Source organism: Pseudomonas sp. D3 (genome assembly GCF_029320995.1).
Lineage (GTDB): Bacteria > Pseudomonadota > Gammaproteobacteria > Pseudomonadales > Pseudomonadaceae > Aquipseudomonas > Aquipseudomonas paraveronii.
The window spans coordinates 2,833,280-2,854,246 of the sequence record NZ_CP119772.1 but is presented as its reverse complement, the minus strand read 5'-3'; the positions used below and the strand labels follow the sequence as shown (position 1 = coordinate 2,854,246).

Annotated in this window: 20 protein-coding genes; 1 reads left to right on the top strand and 19 read right to left on the bottom strand. The window is 59.6% G+C overall.

Translation table 11 applies throughout. The features are described from left to right. Positions 1-180: 180 nt before the first annotated feature. The 6 genes from P3S72_RS13160 to P3S72_RS13135 form a co-directional block, all read right to left on the bottom strand. Positions 181-2,874 carry a DNA-directed RNA polymerase gene (locus P3S72_RS13160; protein ID WP_276197664.1) on the bottom strand — a complete coding sequence of 898 codons (2,694 nt, stop codon included), beginning with the start codon at positions 2,872-2,874 and terminating at the stop codon, positions 181-183. Positions 2,875-3,448: 574 nt separating this feature from the next. Continuing rightward, positions 3,449-4,165, bottom strand: coding sequence for a hypothetical protein (locus P3S72_RS13155; protein ID WP_276197663.1), 717 nt, complete (start codon positions 4,163-4,165; stop codon positions 3,449-3,451). 99 nt (positions 4,166-4,264) lie between these two features. Further along, the gene (locus P3S72_RS13150; RefSeq protein WP_276197662.1) at positions 4,265-4,684 is read right to left on the bottom strand and encodes a hypothetical protein; all 420 of its coding nucleotides are present in this window, start codon (positions 4,682-4,684) and stop codon (positions 4,265-4,267) included. A 49-nt stretch (positions 4,685-4,733) separates the two neighbouring features. Beyond that, positions 4,734-4,994 carry a hypothetical protein gene (locus P3S72_RS13145; RefSeq protein WP_276197661.1) on the bottom strand — a complete coding sequence of 87 codons (261 nt, stop codon included), beginning with the start codon at positions 4,992-4,994 and terminating at the stop codon, positions 4,734-4,736. 206 nt (positions 4,995-5,200) lie between these two features. Beyond that, positions 5,201-5,536 carry a hypothetical protein gene (locus tag P3S72_RS13140; RefSeq protein WP_276197660.1) on the bottom strand — a complete coding sequence of 112 codons (336 nt, stop codon included), beginning with the start codon at positions 5,534-5,536 and terminating at the stop codon, positions 5,201-5,203. A 450-nt stretch (positions 5,537-5,986) separates the two neighbouring features. Then, positions 5,987-7,240 (bottom strand): tyrosine-type recombinase/integrase, encoded by a 1,254-nt coding sequence (locus tag P3S72_RS13135; RefSeq protein WP_276197659.1) that lies wholly within the window; start codon positions 7,238-7,240, stop codon positions 5,987-5,989. A gap of 312 nt (positions 7,241-7,552) precedes the next feature. Between P3S72_RS13135 and P3S72_RS13130 the strand changes: the two genes are divergently transcribed. Continuing rightward, on the top strand, positions 7,553-8,107 hold the full coding sequence (locus tag P3S72_RS13130; RefSeq protein ID WP_276197658.1) for a hypothetical protein: 555 nt from the start codon (positions 7,553-7,555) through the stop codon (positions 8,105-8,107). Positions 8,108-8,238: 131 nt separating this feature from the next. Here P3S72_RS13130 and P3S72_RS13125 read toward each other — a convergent pair whose 3' ends face one another. The 13 genes from P3S72_RS13125 to P3S72_RS13065 form a co-directional block, all read right to left on the bottom strand. Next, positions 8,239-8,958: an alpha/beta fold hydrolase gene (locus tag P3S72_RS13125; RefSeq protein ID WP_276197657.1), complete on the bottom strand. Its 720-nt coding sequence runs from the start codon at positions 8,956-8,958 to the stop codon at positions 8,239-8,241. Positions 8,959-8,969: 11 nt separating this feature from the next. Then, on the bottom strand, positions 8,970-9,725 hold the full coding sequence (gene cobF, locus P3S72_RS13120) for a precorrin-6A synthase (deacetylating) (protein WP_276197656.1): 756 nt from the start codon (positions 9,723-9,725) through the stop codon (positions 8,970-8,972). A 45-nt stretch (positions 9,726-9,770) separates the two neighbouring features. Then, entirely contained in the window at positions 9,771-10,325 is a 555-nt protein-coding gene (locus tag P3S72_RS13115; RefSeq protein WP_276197655.1) for a histidine phosphatase family protein, read from the bottom strand. Positions 10,326-10,416: 91 nt separating this feature from the next. Further along, on the bottom strand, positions 10,417-11,394 hold the full coding sequence (locus P3S72_RS13110; protein WP_276197654.1) for a LysR family transcriptional regulator: 978 nt from the start codon (positions 11,392-11,394) through the stop codon (positions 10,417-10,419). Positions 11,395-11,445: 51 nt separating this feature from the next. Then, on the bottom strand, positions 11,446-12,396 hold the full coding sequence (locus P3S72_RS13105) for a peptidylprolyl isomerase (protein ID WP_276197653.1): 951 nt from the start codon (positions 12,394-12,396) through the stop codon (positions 11,446-11,448). After that, positions 12,393-12,863, bottom strand: coding sequence for a YbjN domain-containing protein (locus tag P3S72_RS13100; protein ID WP_276197652.1), 471 nt, complete (start codon positions 12,861-12,863; stop codon positions 12,393-12,395). The genes P3S72_RS13105 and P3S72_RS13100 overlap by 4 nt, the downstream gene beginning before the upstream one ends. Before the next feature lie 19 nt (positions 12,864-12,882). Further along, positions 12,883-13,509 (bottom strand): DNA repair protein, encoded by a 627-nt coding sequence (locus P3S72_RS13095; protein WP_276197651.1) that lies wholly within the window; start codon positions 13,507-13,509, stop codon positions 12,883-12,885. An 18-nt stretch (positions 13,510-13,527) separates the two neighbouring features. Beyond that, positions 13,528-15,228 (bottom strand): putative porin, encoded by a 1,701-nt coding sequence (locus P3S72_RS13090; RefSeq protein WP_276197650.1) that lies wholly within the window; start codon positions 15,226-15,228, stop codon positions 13,528-13,530. A gap of 42 nt (positions 15,229-15,270) precedes the next feature. Then, positions 15,271-15,975: an energy transducer TonB gene (locus tag P3S72_RS13085; protein WP_276197649.1), complete on the bottom strand. Its 705-nt coding sequence runs from the start codon at positions 15,973-15,975 to the stop codon at positions 15,271-15,273. 3 nt (positions 15,976-15,978) lie between these two features. After that, positions 15,979-16,404, bottom strand: coding sequence for a biopolymer transporter ExbD (locus P3S72_RS13080; protein ID WP_276197648.1), 426 nt, complete (start codon positions 16,402-16,404; stop codon positions 15,979-15,981). An 11-nt stretch (positions 16,405-16,415) separates the two neighbouring features. Continuing rightward, on the bottom strand, positions 16,416-18,215 hold the full coding sequence (locus P3S72_RS13075; protein WP_276197647.1) for a MotA/TolQ/ExbB proton channel family protein: 1,800 nt from the start codon (positions 18,213-18,215) through the stop codon (positions 16,416-16,418). A 24-nt stretch (positions 18,216-18,239) separates the two neighbouring features. After that, complete coding sequence (locus P3S72_RS13070; RefSeq protein WP_276197646.1) at positions 18,240-19,826, bottom strand: ShlB/FhaC/HecB family hemolysin secretion/activation protein; 1,587 nt, start codon at positions 19,824-19,826, stop codon at positions 18,240-18,242. Positions 19,827-19,885: 59 nt separating this feature from the next. Further along, on the bottom strand, positions 19,886-20,479 hold the full coding sequence (locus P3S72_RS13065; RefSeq protein ID WP_276197931.1) for a transposase: 594 nt from the start codon (positions 20,477-20,479) through the stop codon (positions 19,886-19,888). Positions 20,480-20,967: the final 488 nt, after the last annotated feature.

Here is a 20,967-nt window from a genome sequence, read left to right as displayed (position 1 = left end):
GTCTTAGTGGATTGCATAGCGGAAAGAACTCCTAAAATATTGGGAAGGTTTGTGGTGCTTTTAGTGGGTGTTTTAAATCGCACAGACAAAGAAAAACCTCAGAGAGACCGGTTAAATCTCAATGAGGTTTCTTTGTGCTTTTAGTGGGTGTTTTTGAATCCGTACCGAGTAGTAAGCCAATTAGGCAAAGGCAAACTGGCTCTCAAGGATCTTGGTGATGTCAAGGGTCCCCTTCTGTGGAATCGGCGGCATCTTTTCAAGCTGGCTCTCGTGCAGTTGCTCCATGAACTGCTGACGGAAGTCCTCCAAGACATCGTTCTCTGTGTACGTCTCAACCATCGCTTCGCGCACAGCCCTGAACATCGCTCCGGCCTTCGCTGGGATGGTCCCGAAGCTGTCGTGAATCAACGCGAAGAACTCCACGCCGTAGCACTCGGAAGCCTTAACGACTGTCTTGCGCAGGTGGGACCCATCCTGACTGTGTACGAAGTTCGGAGAGATACCCGATTCCTGTTTGGCCCCGTCGATTTCGTTGGAATCCCGAACATTGATCGTTGAGCGCAAGCGAGCAGCACCCAGGAAGATCAGGTCGACCCGGCGTTGCACAGGCACCATGTATTCCTGCCACACAGGGAACCCGTCAGGCGTCACCCAGTACACAGGCATGCAAGGCTTCAGGATTTCGGGCTCGGGGTTCTTCTTGGTCTTCTTTGTGGCGGTCACTTCAGTAGCCAGCAGCTTTGCAGCCTTTTGGAGCCACAACATGGCCTCAACGGCCTTAACTACGACCAAGCTCACAGAATCCCAAATGAGGTTCGCCATATACCGGGCACATTGCTGTGCATCAGGGAACCACTGTTCACCGTCACCAGCGTCAAGAGCTGGTTGGATGATGTCTTCGCGTACTTGGTCGGTGAACCCAAAAGCCTTGGAGCCATACGCCAGAGTCATTACGGAACGCTTAGTCACCTTCCGGCTGATCCCGTAGCCCATCCAACCAGCGGCCATTGAGCGAGTACCCAACACGCGGCGTTCTGTAATCTCACCGGTCTTCTTGTTCGTCACCACTTCGGTGCTGTCTTCCGTGCCTTCAAGCATGTCCCGTTTGACCGCCTCAATGACTTCCTCAGCAACCAAGCGGTAGATGTCCTGCACCTCATCCGAAGGCAACAAGTTCACAGCACGACCGCCCCGCTCGTCTCTGAGCATCGCGGAGAAGTGCTGAATACCAGAGCAAGACCCATCGAATGCGATAGGCAGTGCCGACTCCCACAGCTCACCGTGTTCAACCACACCGGCCCACTCGAAGCAGAACGCCAGGAAGCAGAAAGGGCTATCCATCTTGGTCCACTCAGGCTGGCCCAGTGGGTCCCGAGCAATCTCAAGGATCAGCTCTTCGTTGTCCTCTACCCACTTCGTGCGCTGCCCAAAGTCGACCTTATCGACCCCTGCACAGTTGGCCCCGTGGATCTTCAGCCACTCAATACCGTCCTTGCCTACAGGCTCCGCAATGGAAGCCATCAGGAGGCCCTTGGTCAGGTCGTTGCCTTGTGGATTGAACGATGGGATGGCGTAAACACGGCCCCGCCAGTCGAGGTTGTACGGGAAGTAAATGGCCTCGTATTCAGAGAACTTTGTGGCTTGCTCTAAGATGAACTCATAGGACAGACGGCGGCTCACTCGGGCCCGGTCCTTGCGGTACACAGTCGAAGCGGCTTTCTTCCAGACCTTGAGGACCTCGGGGTCTTCGTCAATGTTCGCAGGCTTGACCGGTAAGGCTTCCTTGTCGGCTGTAGGAAACTTGTCGATTGGAACATGCTTCCACTGCATCACCTCCTTGGCGACTTCGAGGACCTTTGCGTTCACCTTCCACGCGGACGCCTGGGCGATGTTCACGGCCTTGTAGACCTCGGGCATCGACACGTCCTTGTAGCGCTGTAGAGCCTTCTTTGAGCGGACCCGAATCAACGGCACAGGCTTACGGCCCTTCGCCCAGTAACCACCACCAATCATTCCAGTCCACTCGCGTGGCGGTACGATCATTGGTTGGTAACGCGGAGTAATCTCGGCCAGTGCATATGCACGGTTGCATAGCTTTTCGGCCCACTCAGGGGTTAGGTAGATGAACTCGCCGTCTAACTTTGCGTTGCCTGCGTGTTCCCGCTTCATCTCGACCAACTGAGTCGACTCAATGAGCAGCTCCAGGAGCTTCACGCCAATATGAAAGGTGACGTAGTTGTCCAGTGAGTCCCAGGAGGTCCACTTAGTGGTCAGCTCATTAGCGGCCATCATGTGAGCCTCGACCTTCTCCATGAACTTAACTTTGTAGGTGTGGCCGTTGCGCTTGTTGAGTGCTGGGCGGATACGCTTGTTGAAGTGTTCCGCCTCCTGCTCGCGGATACGGCCAAATCTGGCCTCTTCCTCAACCGCCTTACCGAGGGATACTGAAACCTGCTGCACACTCAGCGGCCCCTTTTTGGCGACCATATTAAGAACTGTCTTGACGGTAATTGCCGCGACGTTCTCAGCCTTGACCAATTGCAGATAAGGCAGACCAATATTCTTTCGCTTCACCTTATTCACTTGATGCTCAACCCAGTCTTCGAAAGCCTTAGCCATCAGGGGAATCAGTGAGGCCAGCACAGGCTTAGCTGTGGCGTTGTCCGCGAACTCATTACGATCAATAGAACGATCAAGGACTTTCTTAAAGTGATCTTCACCAAGCGTGTAGGCTTCATGCTCAAGACTTAACTGAGCCGCCGCAAGGTCGGGGCCGTAGATATTAGAAAGGGTCTCATAGGCCCAGGATGAAACATCAGTGATTGCGCTAAAGTCATGCTTGGTTAGTTGGATGGTTTGGCTTTCTGCGGACACAAGAATCCCTTAGAGGCCACTTGGGCCTCCAATAAAGTTATGGAAGTTGGTTAGTTGGGTGATTTACTGAATTGAGGGCGTAGAGGGTCCTTAGAGGGGACTTAAAGAAGTCTCTAAGTTAAAGGCTCATAGGGTGGGAACAGCAGGGCTGCTTTTAGTGGGTGTTTAAACCCGAGGGCGAATCGTTACACGGAAGCAACCTCTATCCGACCAGTTATTTCGCTTACTAAGTAGATAAACTTCTTGACTTCGATTTTTCCCTCATCGGGAGCTGCACACTCTTGAAGGATCGTGAGGAAGTCCTTGTCCAGTTGATAACCGAGGCGCGTTGCAGTCCGCCCGCATGGACCGAGCCCTAATGTGAACTCACAGCGTTGGGTGCTGGAAGCATATTGACGGCGGCGAAAGTCTTGGAAACTTGGAACCTGTGCGAGAAACCGAATACGACTTACAGGGTTGCCAAATGATGTCACTGTGCTACTCTCCTTGTAACTGTTGACCTTTGAGCCGCCCTTAGTTGGGTGTTGCCCAAGTACGCATTCAATTCCTAACAGGCACGAAAAAAATGGCGGTGTCATTTAACTTCACTCCAATGCACTAACAGATTCCTTTCCCCGCTCGTTACGGGCATCCCGTAGTGCCTGTGCGCTTTCCCGTTGAAGAACATCGCGTGTCCTACAGGCAACTGAGGGACCACTATGTTTTCGCTGAAAGGCCCGGTATGAACTAACGTCCCGCCGCCTGTATGGGTTGCTGTTAGAGCAACTACCAACGTCACGTCTGAATCTTTATCGTTATGCCAGTGACCTCTTGGGGTGTTCTCAACGGTGTACTGAGCGGCCTGGATGGTCTTGAGGACGCTCGGGTCCTGCCCCATCAGAACCTTTGCCAAAGGGATGCCCGCGTTTGCCCATAGGCTGTGCAAGCAATCAAAGAGAGGGCGGCACTCCGTCAGAAAGGTGACTTCAGGAATCTGCGCCTCTTCTGGTTCATCGTCGTTCACGCTGTACGCCATGCAATCCAGCTCAAGCATTAGGTCCTTACAGAACGCCTCAGAGAGGTACGGGAACGAGTAGACCCCGCAGCCGTAATGGGTGATCGCGCTTAATGCACCTGCCCAGTCTGACGCCGCGATGTAATCCCCCAGGCTTATCGGGTGCTGGTCCTCAGCGTAATCGGCCATGTCCTTGATGGTGTCAAGAACGTCCCGAAGGTCCGTGTGGTACTTGTCCATAGATGGATAGGCCGTGAGAGCCCTACTCAATACGTGGTTCTGTCCTGCTGTGTTCATGCGGTTTCTCCATCCTAAACACTGGTTGCGCATACAGTATTATGCATTTTCGCAACAGATTCTATGCACTGATGCATATACGTTAGTAAAAGACCTCTGTCAGAGAGCGATACCAGGCCAGTTCAAGCGGTATCCAATCCACTCAGCGACCTTACGTCCCCATGAGAATTCTCGGCGCGCCCTCTCCGCTTCCTGGGCGTCCAGAATGGTATCCAGAGGATGCTGTGGGAGCCGGTACAACTCGGCGTGGAGCCCTGAGAACTCACGTTCATCCTCACGGGCCCAGTGGAACAGAGCGGCCTTTAAGAGGTGGTGCCCGACCTCCTGCATGGTGTCTGTGAGGAACTGGAAGTAGAGGCGCCCGTGGTCGTCCCGCTTGATGTCCACACGAAGCCACAAGCGGCCATTGCGGTTGGTCACGTACTGCGCGAGGCCTGTCTTGATGGCGTCTTGCATCGCGCCCAGGATCTTGTTAGCGACTGCGGCGGAAGTGAAGTTGGTCAGGTTGTAAATAGTCATCGGTTTTTGCCCTCCTGGGCATTCTTAAAGGTGGCTGTGGCTTACTGAGTTAAATCGTTGAGTAGGAGTCCAGGGCAACAGCAGCCCACGCGCCGCTTGGCATCTGGCCTACAGCCCAACCTACGGTGTACCCATTCGCCGCTGTCCAACCCAGCTTGGCGAGAAGCGCACTCACAGCGGCCTTTACGTTTCCTTCAGTGTTAAGGCCGTAGTCATAGCCCACCGTGATGGAGCCAGCGGCGGCAGTGGCCTTGAAGCGGGAGCCCTTGGTGTTGGTAGCTGGCAGGTACTTGATGGTGATTGCTTGCATGGTCTGAACCCTATTAATCGCACATAATGTGTTTATCTATTTAAGGCTTCCTGCTGGACCGCCTTGGTGTGAGATAAATCTACGCACCAAACGTGTTCATGTCAACACACCAAATGCGTTTATCTGCACAAAAGAAAACCCGGTGAATCCATGGGAGGACTGACCGGGCTCCTTGAGTGCGCTTTTAGTGGGTGTTTTAAATCACATCAGTAGATCGGGTGCCGTTTAACGGCCTGAAGGAGAACCAAACGCGTGTCCTCTCGGGAGACCTTGAGCGCCAGTGCCAGGCACAGCCAGGACCCGAACTTCAGGGCGACCCGCTCCCGATTCATCGAGTCCACATAGTGGTACTCTTCTGCGATCACCGTTTGATCTGCAAAGTATACCCCGAGCGCCCCGCCCTTCCGTGTAATGACACCACCTTGTGCAAGCTCTGAGAGCCCCTTGAGGATGGTACGCATCAGGTCGGAGTGAGTACGTACCGGCGCCAGTTCGTGAAGGCGCTCGGATGTCATGTGGAGTTCTGGCAGTGGGCATTGCATCTGTAATCAATCCTTAGAACGGAGCGTAAACGCCTGGGCTGTTCCTCCCAGGACGTACCAACAATTACGGTTAAGGCCGGACTCTTTCGTGATCTTTACGCCTGTGATTCCATCAGCGCCTTGAGCATACGCAGCCACCTTCAAGTCAATCAACACACTGGCTTCTGTAGGTGATTCCTCTACGAAGCTCCTATGGCACCGTCCAGCAGACACAGTGGTCAGTGGTTCAGCACCAGCAGGCATAGCCTCATAGACCTTCACGGTGCGTACAGCCTCACGCTGGTCCTTTAGGCTCGCGTAAGACTGCTCATTGCCGACTTGGAGATTCGAAGAGTGACTACCACAGCCAGCCAGGAGCAAAAGACCCAGCGCACCCGCAACACCAACATAACCACAGCGCATCACATGAAGCTCCCTTTAGAAAGCCTCACATGATACATCAAACGCCTTTTAGCATTCTTCGAGCGCAACCTTGATAGCGACTGCCATACGTTGTACCTGCACGCTCCTACCAGACCCGTAGAGGTCAAACGTAATACTTCCTGAGCTGTGCCCCAATACACCCTGAGCTGTGCCCTCATTGACCTCTACGGCCTTCATGGCCCCCGCAAGGTGGTGGCGCAGCGAATGGAAGGACTGGCCGCTACTTGATTCAAGCATCAGGATGGCCCGCAGGCGCTCGTTAAGGAGAGATGAAAAGCTGCTCAGAGACATCGTAAAGAGCGATCCTTGGGCGTCCTGGGCAAACTTCTCGAAGGCTTCCACATCGAAGCCCAACGCATCCACCACAGGAACCTGTCGGACGCTAAATTTGTTCTTTAGGGTCTTACCCTCGTTCTCGTTTACATCAATGACCAACTGATCACCGTCTTTGAAGACATCTGATGTGGTCAACTGATGAAGCTCACCGATACGAGCCCCTGTGACTACTCCAAGAGAGAGCGCCCAGCGCTGCCAGGAGTTCAGCGGGAGACCATTGGCGTATTCCATAATGGCCTTCACTTGATCCGCTCTGTATGCCTCACGCTCACTTTCAGCGCCCTTACGAATCAGTAAGCCCTTGTCGTAGCTCTTATCGATGTAGCCGTTATCTTCTGCCCAGGTCATAACCGATGAAAGATCAATCAGCAGCTTGTTGGCTGTAGATACCTTGCGACCATCCATGAGACGTTCTTTGAGGTCCGTCATGTCCTTACGAGTGTGCTTGCGCAGGTCCAAGTCACCCAGCAGTGAGCCAATCGTCTTAAAGCCCGTCTTCTTGGTCTTCTGAGTGTTCGGTTGCCAATCATTAGCGCGCTCAGACATGTGCAGCTCAGCGAGCTTCGTAAAGGTCAGTGCGCCAGAGTCCTGCACAACCTCGGGAGCCGCTTCAGGCACACCCACAGGACGCTCTGTAGGGACGCTAATAGTCTGATGCCCAGCTTCCCGCTTGATCTCTTCAAGTATCTTCAAGATAGGCGCGAAGTCACCCTCGGCGCGGCGCTCAGCGGCCCACATGACCCTCTGTGCAAAGGGCACTATCTTGGCCTGCTCAACATTGAGTGGCTCTGTGAGGCTAATGTCCTTCAGGTTGTCGTTAATGTCCGAGTAGGTAAGCCCCATGCCGCCGTGAGGGTTCCACTCAGTGCGAGCCTCTAAGACTCCCTCAGCGATGTCCCGTAGGCGCTCCCACAGTTCCTCCCTGGTAGCGTCCAGGCGGTCCAAGTGGAATGTCTTAAGGGTACTTAGGAGACGTGTTGCTGTAGCCAATGCTGTGTGCCTGTTCGTTGTCTTGAGGGCTATTGTACAGGTGTCCTTGGAGCCCTTCACGCGGACTCTTAGGGAATAACGACCCTCCCTCCTGTACAGATAAGGACGGGCAAGCTCTAACAAACTGTTAGAAATCTTCAAGGGATTCGCGGGGTTGTTCATGGTCAGAGCCTTACGCTGCGTGGCTTAGGGCTCATTGGTGGTCAACTTTAAGCATTCTCTGACAGAATACGGCGCAATTTCGTTCATCTACTGGAGCGCTTCTTCATGGCCACTTTCACCAAGACCGCCGTTCTGCTAGCCCTGGCGCTTAGCGCCGGCTGCGTATTCGCCGCGGCCAAACCGGCTGACCAGAGCATCTCCACCTTGGGCGGCAAGTTCACCTTCAACTTGCCCAAAGCCTACGTCGCCGACACCCTGCCAGCCGGCAAGGCAGCAGACGGCACCGGGGATACCCAAGGTACGATGTACGCGAACCCGACCACGAAAAGTGTGGTCATCGTCGCCGAAACCGTGCGCAACGACGGGGTAACCATTAAAGACAATGACCCGCAGTTCCTCGACGGCGCGGTAGCTGGCTTCATCAAGGACCAGAGCGCCGCCCTGCCCGACTTCAAGAAACAGAACGAAAAGAAACTGACCTTCAAGGGCCTTGGCCTGCGCCAGGTCGACAGCACGGCCACCCAGGGCGGCGGCAAGACCTTGAACTCCACCTTCCTCGGCGGTTCCGGCAATCACTTGCTGGTGATCCAGGCCATTTCGCGGGCGGATGATGTGAAGGGGCATGCAGAATTGGTGAAACAGATCACCGGCGGCAAGTAAACCGATCTATCAAGCGACACAGATCAACTGTGGGAGGGGGCTTGCTCCCGATGGCGGTGTATCAGTTGATAGATGTACTGACTGACACTCCGCTATCGGGAGCAAGCCCCCTCCCACAGTTCTAGCGGTGTTCACTTCACATTGGTTTCCAACCAGACCTTCAAATCCTGCACTTCTGCCGCGCTGATGGTGTGGTTCATGCCCGGGTAAGTATGAAACTCCGGCTTCAACCCCAACCCCGACAACACCTCGTTCGCCCGCGTCGCCGAGGCATACGGCAGCGCTTGGTCCAACGTGCCGTGGCCAATGAAAATCGCCAGTTGGCCCAATCGCTCATCCGGCTTGAGCTGCGCCTTGAGCACCGGCAGCACGCTGCCACTGAGCGCAGCAATCCCGCGCACCCACTCAGGGTCACGTAACGCCACCTCGTAGGACATGATCGCGCCCTGGCTGAACCCTACCAAAAACACCCGGTCAGGCTGGGTGTGGTATTTGGCGGTGGCCTTGGCGACAAACGCCTTGATCAGCCTGGCGCTGTTCTGCAGGTCCTCAGTCACCCCATCGTAATCGCCGTCGCCCGGGGTCTTGGTAAACCAGCGAAACCCATTGGGGCCTACCGGCGTCGGCGCCCGCGCCGACAGGTAGGTCCAGGTGGACGGCAGCGCATCCTTGATGCCAAACAGGTCTTCCTCGTTGCTGCCGAAACCGTGCAGGAAGATCACCAGCGGCTGGTTGCGCGCATCGCCCTGGGTCTGTTCCAGGTACGACAGCGGCAAGTCTGTGTGCAGGCTGGAATCGGCATGGGCGGCACCGGCCACCAGGGTCAGTGCCAGAGCGAACAGTTTGATCATGGGAATCGACCTCAGGGTTTGCGCAGCAAATAAGTGTCCATGATCCAGCCATTGGCCAGACGCGCAGCCTTGCGCACCCGTTGGATTTCTTCACCGACCTCACTCACCTTGCCGCTGATGAGGATTTCATCCGGCGTGCCGAGGTAGGCACCCCAATAAATATCCAGGTCCTGATCGGCCACGGTGCGGTAGGAATCTTCGGCGTCGAGCATCACCACCAGGGTGTCGGCATCACTCGCCTGCCCCGCCGCCAAGCGGCGCCCGGTGGTGATCTCGATGGAGCGGCCGATGCGGTTCAACGGCACTTTGTGCTGGGCCGCCAGGGCCTGCACGCTGGTAATGCCGGGGATCACTTCGAATTCAAAGACGCAGCGGCCACTGGCCAGGATCGCCTGCAAAATGCGAAGGGTGCTGTCGTACAACGCAGGATCGCCCCACGCCAGGAAAGCCCCCACTTCGCCGTCGGCCATTTCCTCGTTGATCATGCGCTCGAAGGTCTGCTGCTTGTCGCGGTTGAGGTCCTGCACGGCGGTGGTGTAGTCGATGTCCCCGCGCACCCGCTCGGGGCAATCGGCCTCGACGAAGCGGTAGCCGGGCTCGGTGATGTAGGTCGCGCAGATCTCACGGCGCAGGTCGATCAGCTTGTCTTTGCTCTGGCCCTTGTCCATCAGGAAAAACACGTCGGTGCGGTTCAGCGCTTTCACGGCCTGCATCGTGATGTAGTCAGGGTTGCCGGCACCAATGCCGATGATCAGGATGCGTTTCATGGGTTGCTCTCATTGCGGGGCGTGGATTTTGCCATGTTCACGCACTCAGGCGTGAGTTTCCAGGCGCAGACGCCAGACGCCGTTGAAACGCAGTTCAGTGCAAGACAGCGGCTCCACATCGATGCGATAGAACATCGAGATGGGAAACTGCATGACGTACAGCATTGCGGCGCGGATGACAAACGGGTGGGTAATTGCCACGACCTGGCCGGATTCGGTTTGCAGCGACTGCATCCACTGCGCGACCCGCGCGCAGAGCTGATCCACCGACTCGCCACCGTGAGGTGCGCTGGCGCTGTCGGTGAGCCAGGTGGTCAGTTCGGCGCTGTCGAGTGCGGCGATGTCCTGACCTTTCCAGTGCCCCACATCGCCATCGCGCAAGGCTTCGTCGATCACCGCCTGATTGCCGAACAAGCTCGCCGTCTGACGGGTTCGCGCCTCGGGCCCACAGCGCAGCCGCAGGCCTTTCTTGTAGCGGCCGGCCAGGGATAACGCCGCGCTTTGCCAATCCATCGCCACCGATTCGTCATCGGCAAAGAAACCGCGCTTTTGCAACGGCGTGGCGGCATGGCAGATCAATGTCAAACGGCTGGCTTGCATCGCAGATCGCAGCTAGGTGAAGGATAAGGCGACCAAGACTGGCGCAATTGGCGCCATGACGCAACGCCTTGAGCCAGAGGGCGCGGCTGCGCTAATCAAACCACTCCCGCCGCCCCTCGAACGTACTGGCGATCAACTCGACAATCCTCTGCACCGCCTCGGCATGCTGCACCCGCGCATTCACCGCCAGCCACACCTGGCGCTGCATGGGCTCGGCGAGCAATCCCGGCAAGGCCACCAGGCCACGGTCTAAGCTGCCCATGTAGTGCGGCAGCAAACCGATGCAGGCACCGCAGCGGATCATCTCCAGCATCAGCGAATAGGCATGCACCTGCACCACTGCGGCCAGGCGTTGTGCTACTACGGTGTTCCACGGCTGCAAGGCGTCCACCTGCCCATCCGGCTGCCACTGCACCAACATGTAGTCATCGAGGTCTTCGACACTGTCGGGGCGGGTCGTCGGCCGCGAGTAACGCTTGGCGATGTGCGGCAGGTAGTGCAAACGTGCCAGGACCCGAGGCGGCTCGGTGAGAAAACTCGGGCCGGGCGCGGGGCCGTCCGCGTCGGATAGCCACAGCACCACGTCAACGTCCACCGCTTGCAGGGACAGTTGGCTGTCGATGGAGATGATCTCCAGGCGCACGCTGGCGTTGCGGCGCAGCAAGGCGATCAAGTCGCGCCCGAGGATGTCGTGCAGGATCGGCTCGGCCACAGCCAAGCGAATCAGCGGCTGCGCCACCGCCGGCAAGCGCCGCGCGTGAGCCAGGGCCAGCAACTGCGCCTGCAACTGCTGGCCATCGCGGCTGAGTACCAGACCGTTGCCCTGGTAGCTGAACAACGCATGGTGCAGCTGCTCTTCCAGTTGCGCCAGGCGTTTGCGCAGCAGCGTCGCCTTGATATTCAGGCTGCGCGCCGCCTGCATGAAACAGCCGCAGCGCGCACTCACCAGAAAGTAGCGCGCGACCTCCGGTTCGATGTCGTTGGCCAGCGCCAGCCAGGCGCTACGGGATTGATTCGGCTCGCGATAGGGTGCGCGCCCCGGGGGGCCAGACGGTTCTAGAAATGCCATGGGAGACTCCCTGTCTTGTGGGTCTTGTGCATCCAATGCGGTCGACGCGGGTTACTCCAGCAACGTGTTCAACTGCGCGCCGTCGATACTCAACGTCGCGGTATTGAGCATGCCTTCCAGGTACGCCTTGGCGATCTGTTCCTGACGTTGCGCGCGCAGGGCCTGGGTCAGGCGCTCGCGCAGTTCGTCAAGGGTGGCGGTGCGCGCCGGTTGCTGGGCCGTGAGCTTGAGCACATGGAACCCCGCCGGGCTTTGCACCACCTCCGACACCGCGCCGACCTTGAGCCGCGACACCGCTTCGCGCACCGGCGGCACCAGTTGCTGCAACGGCTGCAAGCCCGAGTCGCCGCCGCGCTGGGCGGTGTCCGGGTCCTGGGAATATTGCGTGGCCAGGGCGGCAAAGTCGCCCGGCGCAGCCTGGGCCTTGCGGCTCAGCTCCTGGGCCTGGCGACGTACCGCGTCGACGCTTTGCAGGTCATTCACCGCGAGGAAGATCTGGCTGACCCGATACATCGGCGGCGTCACCCACTGCGCCTTGCCGCTGTCGTAGGCCTGCTGCAATTCAGCGGCGCTGGGGTAGTCGGCCGGCACCTGGCTGACCGAGAGCATGTAGTCGCGAAACACGATCTGTTCGGTGGCGGTGCGGGTCTGTTGTTCCACCTCCGGGCGCTGGCGCCAGCCTTGGGCGTCGGCCTGTTCGAGCACGGCCTTTTGCGCCAAGCGTGAACGCAGCCAGCTCTCCAGGGCGCCACGGTTGCCGCGCAGTTGCTCACGGGATTCGGCCGGCAGGCTCGCCAGCACGCTTTTCAGTTCAGGCAGGTCGATCTGCTGGTTGCCCAGGCGCGCCACGGCCGGTGCGCCGCGCTCGCTCGGCGAGGACGTGATGACAGGCGCCGGTTGCTGAGCGGCGACCGGGTCGCTGCCCGGTCGCAGGCTCAACCCCACCGCCACCACCAGCAACGTCAGCGCCCCGGCGCCGATAAGCAAGGTTGGCTTCTTCACAGCACCGGTACCTCTTCAGCCACCGGCTCAGCCGCCTGGGCCTGCAACTGCGCGGCGTGCTGGCTGTACTCACGCAGATAGACGATAAATTCCTGCAGCAGACGGTCCCACAGTTCCAGTTGGCTGCGCAGGTGCGTGGCACCGACACCGGCCACCACCACGTCCATTTCCATCAGCAAAAATTCGCCCTGCACGGACAGCCGGGCAAACCGGCGCGAGGCGTTCCACACCTGAGTCAGCCCTTCGGGCAAGTCGCCCTGCACGCGCAGCGCGCAGCTGTAGGTGAAATCCACATAGCTGCCCTGCTCCGCCGCCGGGTTACCGAAGCGCACGGCAAAGCCGATGCCCTGGCTAGCGCTGAGCAGTTGCACGATGCCGTTCTGTTCGCTTTGGTTGACCCGGTAGCCGGCTTCCTGCAACAGCGCGGTCAGGCTCTGGACGGTAACACTGGTGATCAATTCGCTCATGGGATCTGTTCCTTGTCTATCAGTGATTGGCGGCTGCCTGGGGCGCATCAAAACGGCTCTTGTACAACTCGTCGCCAAAGCCCTGGGCCAGTTCCTCGAACTTGACCCGCGCGCCGCTGGCAAAGGGCTGGCGAATACTCATCACCTCGGCCACATCGATTTTTTCGTAGGCCGCGAGCAACTGCTGGGCCACGCCGTACATCTGTTGATTCTTGGCTGAACATTGCTGCACTTGTGTGTCACGTTCGCTCAACTGCGCCTGCAGGCGCGCACGTTCGGTTTCTTTGCCCTTGGCCAACACCAGCAGTTCTTCATAAGCCTTCTTGAACTTGCCGATCTGCTCGTTGCTCGCGGCCACCTGGGCTTGCGCCTGGCTGTGCAGGCTCTGTTGCTGGCCGGCCATTTGCTCGGCGACGCCACGGGCCTTATCCAGCTCGGCGGTCAGTTGCTTGATTTGCGCCTGGGCCTGCTTGGCCTGGTTCTCGGCGGCCAGGCGTGCAGCACTGGCCTGGGCCTGCTCGCTTTGCAGCGCCTGCAACTGCTGGGTGGTGCTGCGCAGTTGCGTGCGCAGGCGCTCTTCCATGCCTTCGGCCGAGGCGCCGGTGGCAACCAGCAGCAACAGCAGCGCGCATATTCGCGTGTTCATGGGGCATCTCCCTGCGCATCAGAAGCGCGTGTTGAGTTCCAGTTGCATCACATCGACTTCGAACGGCGCGCCATACACTTCGGAGGCGCTCAACCAACGCGCACTGGCGTAGATGTTTTTGTCGATGCCGTAGTTAGCGCCAATGAAGTAGCCCTTGGCGTTGGTGCCGCCGAGGTGAAACGAGGAGTCGTTGAAACCGTCGGGCAACGCATCAGGCTGGATATATTTGTAGCCGGCCAACACGTTCCAGTCGCCGCGTTTGCGCATCTCCAGCGCGCTGCCGAGGGTGAACGAGACCATCATGGCGTTGCCGCCACTTTCAAACTGGCCGTTGGAATTGAGGTTGTTGACGATCTCGCCTTCGCTGCGCTTGAGCATTTCGCCCTTGTCGTAGGCCAGGTTGCGGATGTAGTTGCCTTGGGTGCGCAGCTTGAAGTCGCTGGGCAGTTCGCTGTCCCAGACCAGGTTGAGGTCCAGCACATCGAACTTGGACGCCAGGCCGACGTATTGTGGGTCCGGGGTTTTGGCAGGGTCCGTCGGGTTGGTGGTGTTGTTGCGCAGGTTGAACACGCTGTTGCCCTTTTGCATAAAGGCCACACGCGTGCCGTCAGTGTCGCAACCGGGTTCGCCCTTCCACGGGGAGCACGGGCTGGAACGCTGACCCTCGATGTCCTGGAACTGGTAGTAGGCAGCGGCAAGTTTGAGGCTGTTGGCGCGGTTGATCTTCCAATTCGCGCCGATTTGCCCACCGAACAGCCACTTGGTCTCACTGTCTTGCTTGTCGATGCCGTTGGTGCTGGCGGCATCCGAGGAGTATTCAACCGGGAATGCGCCGAGGGTGCCGAACAGCCCCCACTCGCTGTTGAGCTTATGGTTGAAGATCGCGGCCACACCGTCAAAATTGAGCTCGTTGGCATACATCATGTCGGTGGCGTAGAACGGATTGGCGATTCGCCCGCCGGTCAAGGTGATGGCGTCGGTGGTTTTCCAGCTCAGGTAACCCTGGTCGAGCCAGATGTCTTTTTTGCCGAAGCCACCGCCCAGGGTCTGGGTGGTAGACACCGGGTTATTGTCAGAACCGGTGCCCAGGCGAATACCGGCGGTCCACTCTGGCGAGATCACCGCTTTCATGCCCAGGCGAGCGCGCAGGCGGAACAGGTTTTCGCGGTCCTTGATGGTGTTGATCAACGGCGGAAACTTGGTGTTCGAGTTTTTGTTGACGTCATAGGGCCCCGTTTCATTGACCTTGGCGAAGTCGGTGATCTGAGGGCTGTTGTTGCCCGAGAAATAGCGCGACTCGTCACGCAGGCGAATATCGCCGTCAAAGGTCACGCGCGACACCCAGTCGGGGAAGGTATTGGGCTGGGCCCAGTTTTCCTGCTTGGCGGTGGCCATGACTTCGGCTTTCACCTGATCGCGGATCTGATCGCGCACCGCTTGCGGCACATACTGCACGCGCACGTCGCCAGGCGCCGCCGTCGGGCCGCTGGCGACCACCGGGGCGGCATTCGCCTGGCGAGCCTGTTGGGCTTCTTTTTCCGCTTGGGCAATCAGCCCATTGGCGGTGTCCTGGGTGAGCACGCCTTGCTGCACCAGCAGGCGGATCAGGTTGATCGTGACGTTTTCCGAAGGGGCGACCGGGGCTGCCGTCGCCTGGCCGACCAGGGTCGCGATGACCATGCCGACCGCCAGGGTCAGCCGATTCACGGGGGAAATCATTCGTAAGCAACTCCTGTAAAAAACTGCAAAAAATGGGTTCGATCAATCCGGGCGCCGGCCCTTGAGGGACAGGCGTACCGGCATGCTCACCGAGGCTGGAACGCGTTGCCCCGCATGGGGTACACGCAACGCCGCCAGCACCTGGGCGTCGGTCTCGCTGTCGCCGCTGGACTTGGCCAGCTCCACACGCGTGACCTGGCCCTCGGCGCTCAACCACACATCCGCCTGTACCGCGTAGGCCTTTTTGCGCAACTCCGGGTCTTCCCTCAGCAGGCGTTGAAACACCCCCGCCAGGTATTGCTTGTACGTGCCGGCCCCGAGACCACCGCCGCCGGAACCGGCCATGCCACCGCCTTTGCCAGCACCGATGTTGAAGCCGTCGTTGCCGGACTGCGCATCGCCATCGATCTGCATCGGGTTGGCCAAGTCATCGGCCGGTGAAGGCGGCGCTTCTTCCGCCGGTTTCACCTCTTCGGGCTCAGGTGTGGGCACCGGCTCAGGGACTTTTTCCTCCACCTGGGGCTCGGGCTCCTTGGGTTTTTCCGGCGGCGGTGGCGGTGGTGGCGGCAACGGGATAATGGTCGGCACCTTCGGTGCTTCGCGGCGTACCCCACTCATGTCATTGGCCCATTGCCAGAGAAACCAGGCGGCCACGGCGCCCAGCAGCAGGCCGGCGCCCCACTTCAGCGGGCGCAACGGCGGCTTGTTCTTCACGGGCAATGGCGGCATCGGGATCTGTGCGGTCATGACTCAGCCCTGGCTCGGTTTGCCGGTGACCAGCCCGACCTGGGACAGCTCCAGCCGCCGCAGCAAATCGAGCACCTCGATCACCTTCTGGTACTGCACGGCGGCGTCGCCGCGCACGATCACCGGGAAATCCGGGTTCAGCGCTTTCTCGATGCGCAGGCGCTCCTCCAGCTCCCCCAGGGTGACCGGGTAGGCATCGAGGAACACCTGGCCGCCATCGTTGACGGAGATGGCCTTGGTCTTGGCCTGCGACAGCGACACCGAGGCGCTGGCCTTGGGCAGGTGAATCTGGATGCCCGAGACCTGGGCGGTAGCGGTGAGGATGAACATCACCAGCACCACCATCAGCACGTCCACCAGGGGCGTGATGTTGATGCTGTCGACGGCGGCATCGTCGTCATCGTCGTGGGAGGCATTTACGGAAGCCATGGCGATTCTCCTCAGGCCGAAACCGGCGCGTGATGCGGCACGCGGTGCGCCGTTTCACTGAACTGGCTCTCACCGTGCATCTCCGCCAGGCGCGTGATGAACTCGTCGACAAACACGCGCATGTCGGCGCTGACTTCCTTGTTGCGCGTGATCAGGCGGTTGTAGCCGAACAGCGCGGGGATCGCGACGAACAGGCCCATGGCCGTGGCCAGCAAGGCCGCCGCCATGCCCGGGGCGATCGCATTGATGTTCACGTCACCGGCCATGGCCGTGCCGAGGAACACCACCATGATGCCCAGCACCGTACCGAGCAGGCCGATGTACGGGCCGCCGGCGATGGCGTTGGACAAGGTCGACAATTTGGAACTGAGTGCCTGGTTTTCGCGGGTGCGCACGCCGTCCATGGAGCAGCGGATGGCTTCGATGGTCGCCGCCGAGACCGACGAGGTGTCGGCGCCCTGGGCGCGGCGGGTGCGGATTTCCTTGACCGCCACGCAGTACAGGCGCCACAGCGAAGAATGGGTCAGGCGTTGGGCAAGTACGCTGTCGTCGTAGAACATTTCCAGACGAGTGCCGATCTGTGCGAACTGCTCGCGAAACGCCTCGTTGCCGCTGCTCACGCGGCTGACCATACGGTTCTTGCGGATCATGATGACCCACGACTGGAACATCATCGCCACCAGCACCAGGATGATCACCCAAGCGTCTACCGGCACCGCGTTAAGCAAAAAGCCCAGGCTGCCGAAACCGTAGCCCGACTGTTCTTCATCCACGCCATAAGCCACCAGTTTCGACTCGGCACCCTGGGCACTCGCGTCAGCCAGCAACAAGGTCGCTGGACGGGCCACTTTGGACAGGCGCAGCTCATCCATCGCCCCGGCAAACGGCAGGTGCGGGCTCGCCGCTTCCGGCAGATCGGCACCAATCGCCAGTTGGGTGTTGAACGCCGGCATGGCCACTGCCAGGCTCGCGGTTTCGCGGCCGTTGACATACAGCGCGAGTTTTTCACCCTCGGCGGTGAACGCCAGGTGCTGCCATTGGCCAGGGTTCAGCGGCTGGGTCGAGACGGCGCGCTGACCGTCGATTTCCACGAACGGCGTGCCTTGGTTCAACCCGAGCAACAGGCTATGCAGGCCCTCACGCCGGGCCAGGACGATTTGCTCGCCGTTGGCCTGGTCCAGGCGCAGCCAGGCGCTGAATGTGAAGGCGCTGCCGGCGGTGTGTTGCAGCGACGGGCTGGCCGGCAACAGCAAGGGCTGGCCACTGAACTGCAAGGCACGCCCGACCACACCGTCGATGCTGCTGCCGGTGGCGTTCAGCGCGGTGTTGGCGTAGGCCGTGGTGTCCCGTGGCGGTGTACCGCTGGCCCCATCAAAGTGATACAGCGCGGTGTAGTTCGGGTCGAAGGTCAGTTGGCCGTTGGTGGTGGCCGGGGCCTTCTGGTTACCGTAGTACATCCACAGATCCTGGCGCTGGCCGCCTTCGACCTTGGGCACATCGACCCAGATCAGCGCCATGCCCATCAGCGGGTCGAAACTTTCGATCTGGTGGTTGAACACGGTCTTGTCGTCGGCACTGACAAAGCGCACGTCACTGCCGTCATCCTTGACCCCGTCAAAGGTGAAGTTACCGGTGTGCAGGCGCACCAGCAGCGCGGTGCGGCCCAGCGCCTGGTTGATCGCGGCGCCTTGGGCGGTGGTGTCCACGCTGATCTGTTTGCGGTAGTGCCAATCGTCCTGCCACCAGGCATGGGCGGTGGCCGGGAGCGCGAAGCCCAGGCAGATCAACAGGCTCAGGAATAGGCGTTGCATGGGAAGAATCTCCGGGGAAAAGGGTCAGAAAGTCGCCTGCACACTGAAGTGCAGTCGCGAGTCCTGTTTCTGGGTGTTTGGTCCGTCGAGCAGCGGGTAGCCCCAATCCAGGCTGCCGGACAACCATTTGCTCAAACTGGCGCGGGTGCCGAGGCCGACACTGGCCAGGCTGTATTCGTCTTCCTGTTCGGGCAGCGGGTCGTGCAGACGCATGCGTGCGCCTTCGGCGAACGCGTAGAAGCGCCACTCCTGCACGTAGCTGCCGAGGAACTTGGCCAGGGACGGTGTGCGCAACTCCTGGGAGAGCAGGTAACCTTCATCCCCGGTGCGCTCGGCCGCCAGGTAGCCGCGCACCGAGGTGGCGCCGCCGGCGGAATATTGCTCGTTGGACACCAGCGGCCCCGACGCCAGTTGGAAGCCGGCCTTGGACGCCGACTGCCAGTCGTTGGCGAAGGTGTAGGTGTAATTCAGGTCGCCCTTAAGCACCGCAAAGCTGGCGCTGGCCTTGTAGCGTTTGTAGTCGAACTCTTTGGCGTCGCTGCCATAGCCAAAGAATGCGCGGGTGCCGACGACCAGGTTCAAGCCCAGGCCCAACTGGGATTGCTCGGTGTAGCGATAGCCGTTGTAACCCAGGGTGAACGGCGCGTACTTGAGCGGCACCTGATCGCTGCTGGAACCGAACTTCATCTCCTCGTCGAAGTCCTTGAAGTCGACCCCGAACGAGAACGAATTGGCCCAATTGCCCGCCGCCGGCAGGCTGTAAATGGCCGACACCCCGTAGGAGTGGCCCTTACCCAACACGTTGCTGCCGCCGATGGTGGCGATGTTGCTGTCGGACTGATAACCGGAGAACTGCAACGTCCAGCGTTCATCCAGCGGCGCGCTGTAGGAACCCGACCAGACCTTGGCATTCGAGCTGTCCTGGGGCGCGGTGAAGTACGTCAGCGAGAGGCTGTGGCCCAGTTGCCAGAGGTTGTCGTAGCCCAGGGTCGCGACCGAGCGCAGCTTCTCGGTGTCGGCGCTGTAGTCGTTGTTCAGGCCGATACTGGCGTGCCAGGGGTTCTGGTCTTCCACTTGCAGGTCGACATCCATCGTGCCGGCGCGCTGGCCCTCACGTACCTGCGGCGTGACCTGGCGTCCGGCGCTGCGGTTGAGCGCGGCGAGCTGGGTTTGCACGCTGGCGAAATCCGGCACGGCGCCTTCCTTGAGCCCAGGCACTTCCTCGCGGATGTCCACCGGCGAATAGTGCTTGGCCCCCACCACCCGCACGCGACCGACCTTGGTTTCACTGACCTGCAGGTAGACGATGCCGTCATCGACCTTCTGCTCCGGCAGCTCCACAAACACCGACTGGTAGCCGCGCGCCTGGTAGATCTTCTGCAGCGCATCGCGGGCGCCTTCGATATCGTTCAGGGTCTTTTGCGGGCCGAGAAACGGGTACACCGCCTCTTCGATCGTTGCCGCATCGAGCACGGTATTGCCGCGCACGAAGTACTCGTTGACGTCCACCCGGCGCGCCGGGGCATCGCCCTCCTCGGCCAGCGCCGGCTGCACCAAGGTGCCCAGCGCCAGGCAACACAGCGCCAGCGTTGACTTGAACAGATGCTCCACACAGCCCCCTAAATAACGAAAATGTTGCGCCCTCGCCGATTGCACGGCGTTTGGCCTGCTCAATTGCGGGTTGTCGAAAGTTGGCTGTGCCGTGCCAGCCAGGTGTGCAACAAGGCGAAGTTCAACGAGAACTCCGGCATGTGCAGCAAGGCACCGCAAAACACGTCACCGATGATGGTCTGGATCAATTGCACCGCCCGTGGGTCGTTCAACAGGGTGGCGATATCGCGTTGCAGCACATGGATGCCCCACACCTTCTGGTGCAGGTCGAGGCCGACGAACCAGCGGAACAGCAGGTTGTAATTGAGCTGCTCGTGCAGTTGCTGTTCGCTGGGCACGGAATACAGCAGTTGCAACAGCAGGATCTGCAGCACGGTGCGCGGCGCGATCAGCATCTCCGGTGCGGGGCGCAGCAGGGCGTGGTGCCGGTCGAACATCTCGTCGATCTGCGGGCGCAACAACACCAGCGAATGGCCCGCGGGGATGTAGCTGGAAACTTCCTTCAAGGCGCCCTGCCAATCGTCCTGCGAGACGATCCACACCCAGGGCGCGCCGTAGCGGTAGACCGAAACCGGCTTTTTGCGCGCGGCTTCGACGATCTTCGACAGGCGCTGATCGAGCTCCTGCATGCCGACTTTCGAGTAACGTTCCATAGTTCCCATTTGCCCCACTCCTGGCGTCCTGCTGACGGCTGGGGAGGCGACTTGTGGCCGCCTCCAGCGCGTTACATAGGCAAGACGGGCGTGGGTGGGAGCTACCGAACTTTTGTCATGAAAGCTTCATTTGGGATTGAGTGGGGGGCATTTTTGGGGGAGGGTGAGCGGGTACATATTCGGTTCTTTGAGCGTGGCGGTTGTTGGGGCGGTGGGTATATCCGGTTCTTTGGTAACGGCGGCTATTGGTTCCGCCCTTACGGCGGGTCACTTTGGAAAAGCCCCAAAGTAACCATTAGGGCTCTTGCCCCACCACTCGGTGCCTCGCCTAGGCTCGGCATGCCCTCACTCCGGCGTGGTTTGACGGGGCGCCTAAGATCAAAATCAAAATCAAAAGCCAGAGCAAAGCCAGAGCAAAGCCAGAGCAAAAGCAAAATGAGGTCTATCTGACCTATGGAGATATCTGATCCATGGAGATCCAAATGTGG

Coding starts and splice junctions, on each gene's coding strand:
- P3S72_RS13155 (WP_276197663.1), bottom strand. CDS start 4,165: ATGAACACAGCAGGACAGAACCACGTATTGAGTAGGGCTCTCACGGCC.
- P3S72_RS13100 (WP_276197652.1), bottom strand. CDS start 12,863: ATGAGCGAATTGATCACCAGTGTTACCGTCCAGAGCCTGACCGCGCTG.
- P3S72_RS13140 (WP_276197660.1), bottom strand. CDS start 5,536: ATGCAATGCCCACTGCCAGAACTCCACATGACATCCGAGCGCCTTCAC.
- P3S72_RS13080 (WP_276197648.1), bottom strand. CDS start 16,404: ATGGCTTCCGTAAATGCCTCCCACGACGATGACGACGATGCCGCCGTC.
- P3S72_RS13110 (WP_276197654.1), bottom strand. CDS start 11,394: ATGGCATTTCTAGAACCGTCTGGCCCCCCGGGGCGCGCACCCTATCGC.
- P3S72_RS13130 (WP_276197658.1), top strand. CDS start 7,553: ATGGCCACTTTCACCAAGACCGCCGTTCTGCTAGCCCTGGCGCTTAGC.
- P3S72_RS13115 (WP_276197655.1), bottom strand. CDS start 10,325: ATGCAAGCCAGCCGTTTGACATTGATCTGCCATGCCGCCACGCCGTTG.
- P3S72_RS13065 (WP_276197931.1), bottom strand. CDS start 20,479: ATGGAACGTTACTCGAAAGTCGGCATGCAGGAGCTCGATCAGCGCCTG.
- P3S72_RS13150 (WP_276197662.1), bottom strand. CDS start 4,684: ATGACTATTTACAACCTGACCAACTTCACTTCCGCCGCAGTCGCTAAC.
- P3S72_RS13145 (WP_276197661.1), bottom strand. CDS start 4,994: ATGCAAGCAATCACCATCAAGTACCTGCCAGCTACCAACACCAAGGGC.
- P3S72_RS13085 (WP_276197649.1), bottom strand. CDS start 15,975: ATGACCGCACAGATCCCGATGCCGCCATTGCCCGTGAAGAACAAGCCG.
- P3S72_RS13090 (WP_276197650.1), bottom strand. CDS start 15,228: ATGATTTCCCCCGTGAATCGGCTGACCCTGGCGGTCGGCATGGTCATC.
- P3S72_RS13095 (WP_276197651.1), bottom strand. CDS start 13,509: ATGAACACGCGAATATGCGCGCTGCTGTTGCTGCTGGTTGCCACCGGC.
- cobF (WP_276197656.1), bottom strand. CDS start 9,725: ATGAAACGCATCCTGATCATCGGCATTGGTGCCGGCAACCCTGACTAC.
- P3S72_RS13075 (WP_276197647.1), bottom strand. CDS start 18,215: ATGCAACGCCTATTCCTGAGCCTGTTGATCTGCCTGGGCTTCGCGCTC.
- P3S72_RS13125 (WP_276197657.1), bottom strand. CDS start 8,958: ATGATCAAACTGTTCGCTCTGGCACTGACCCTGGTGGCCGGTGCCGCC.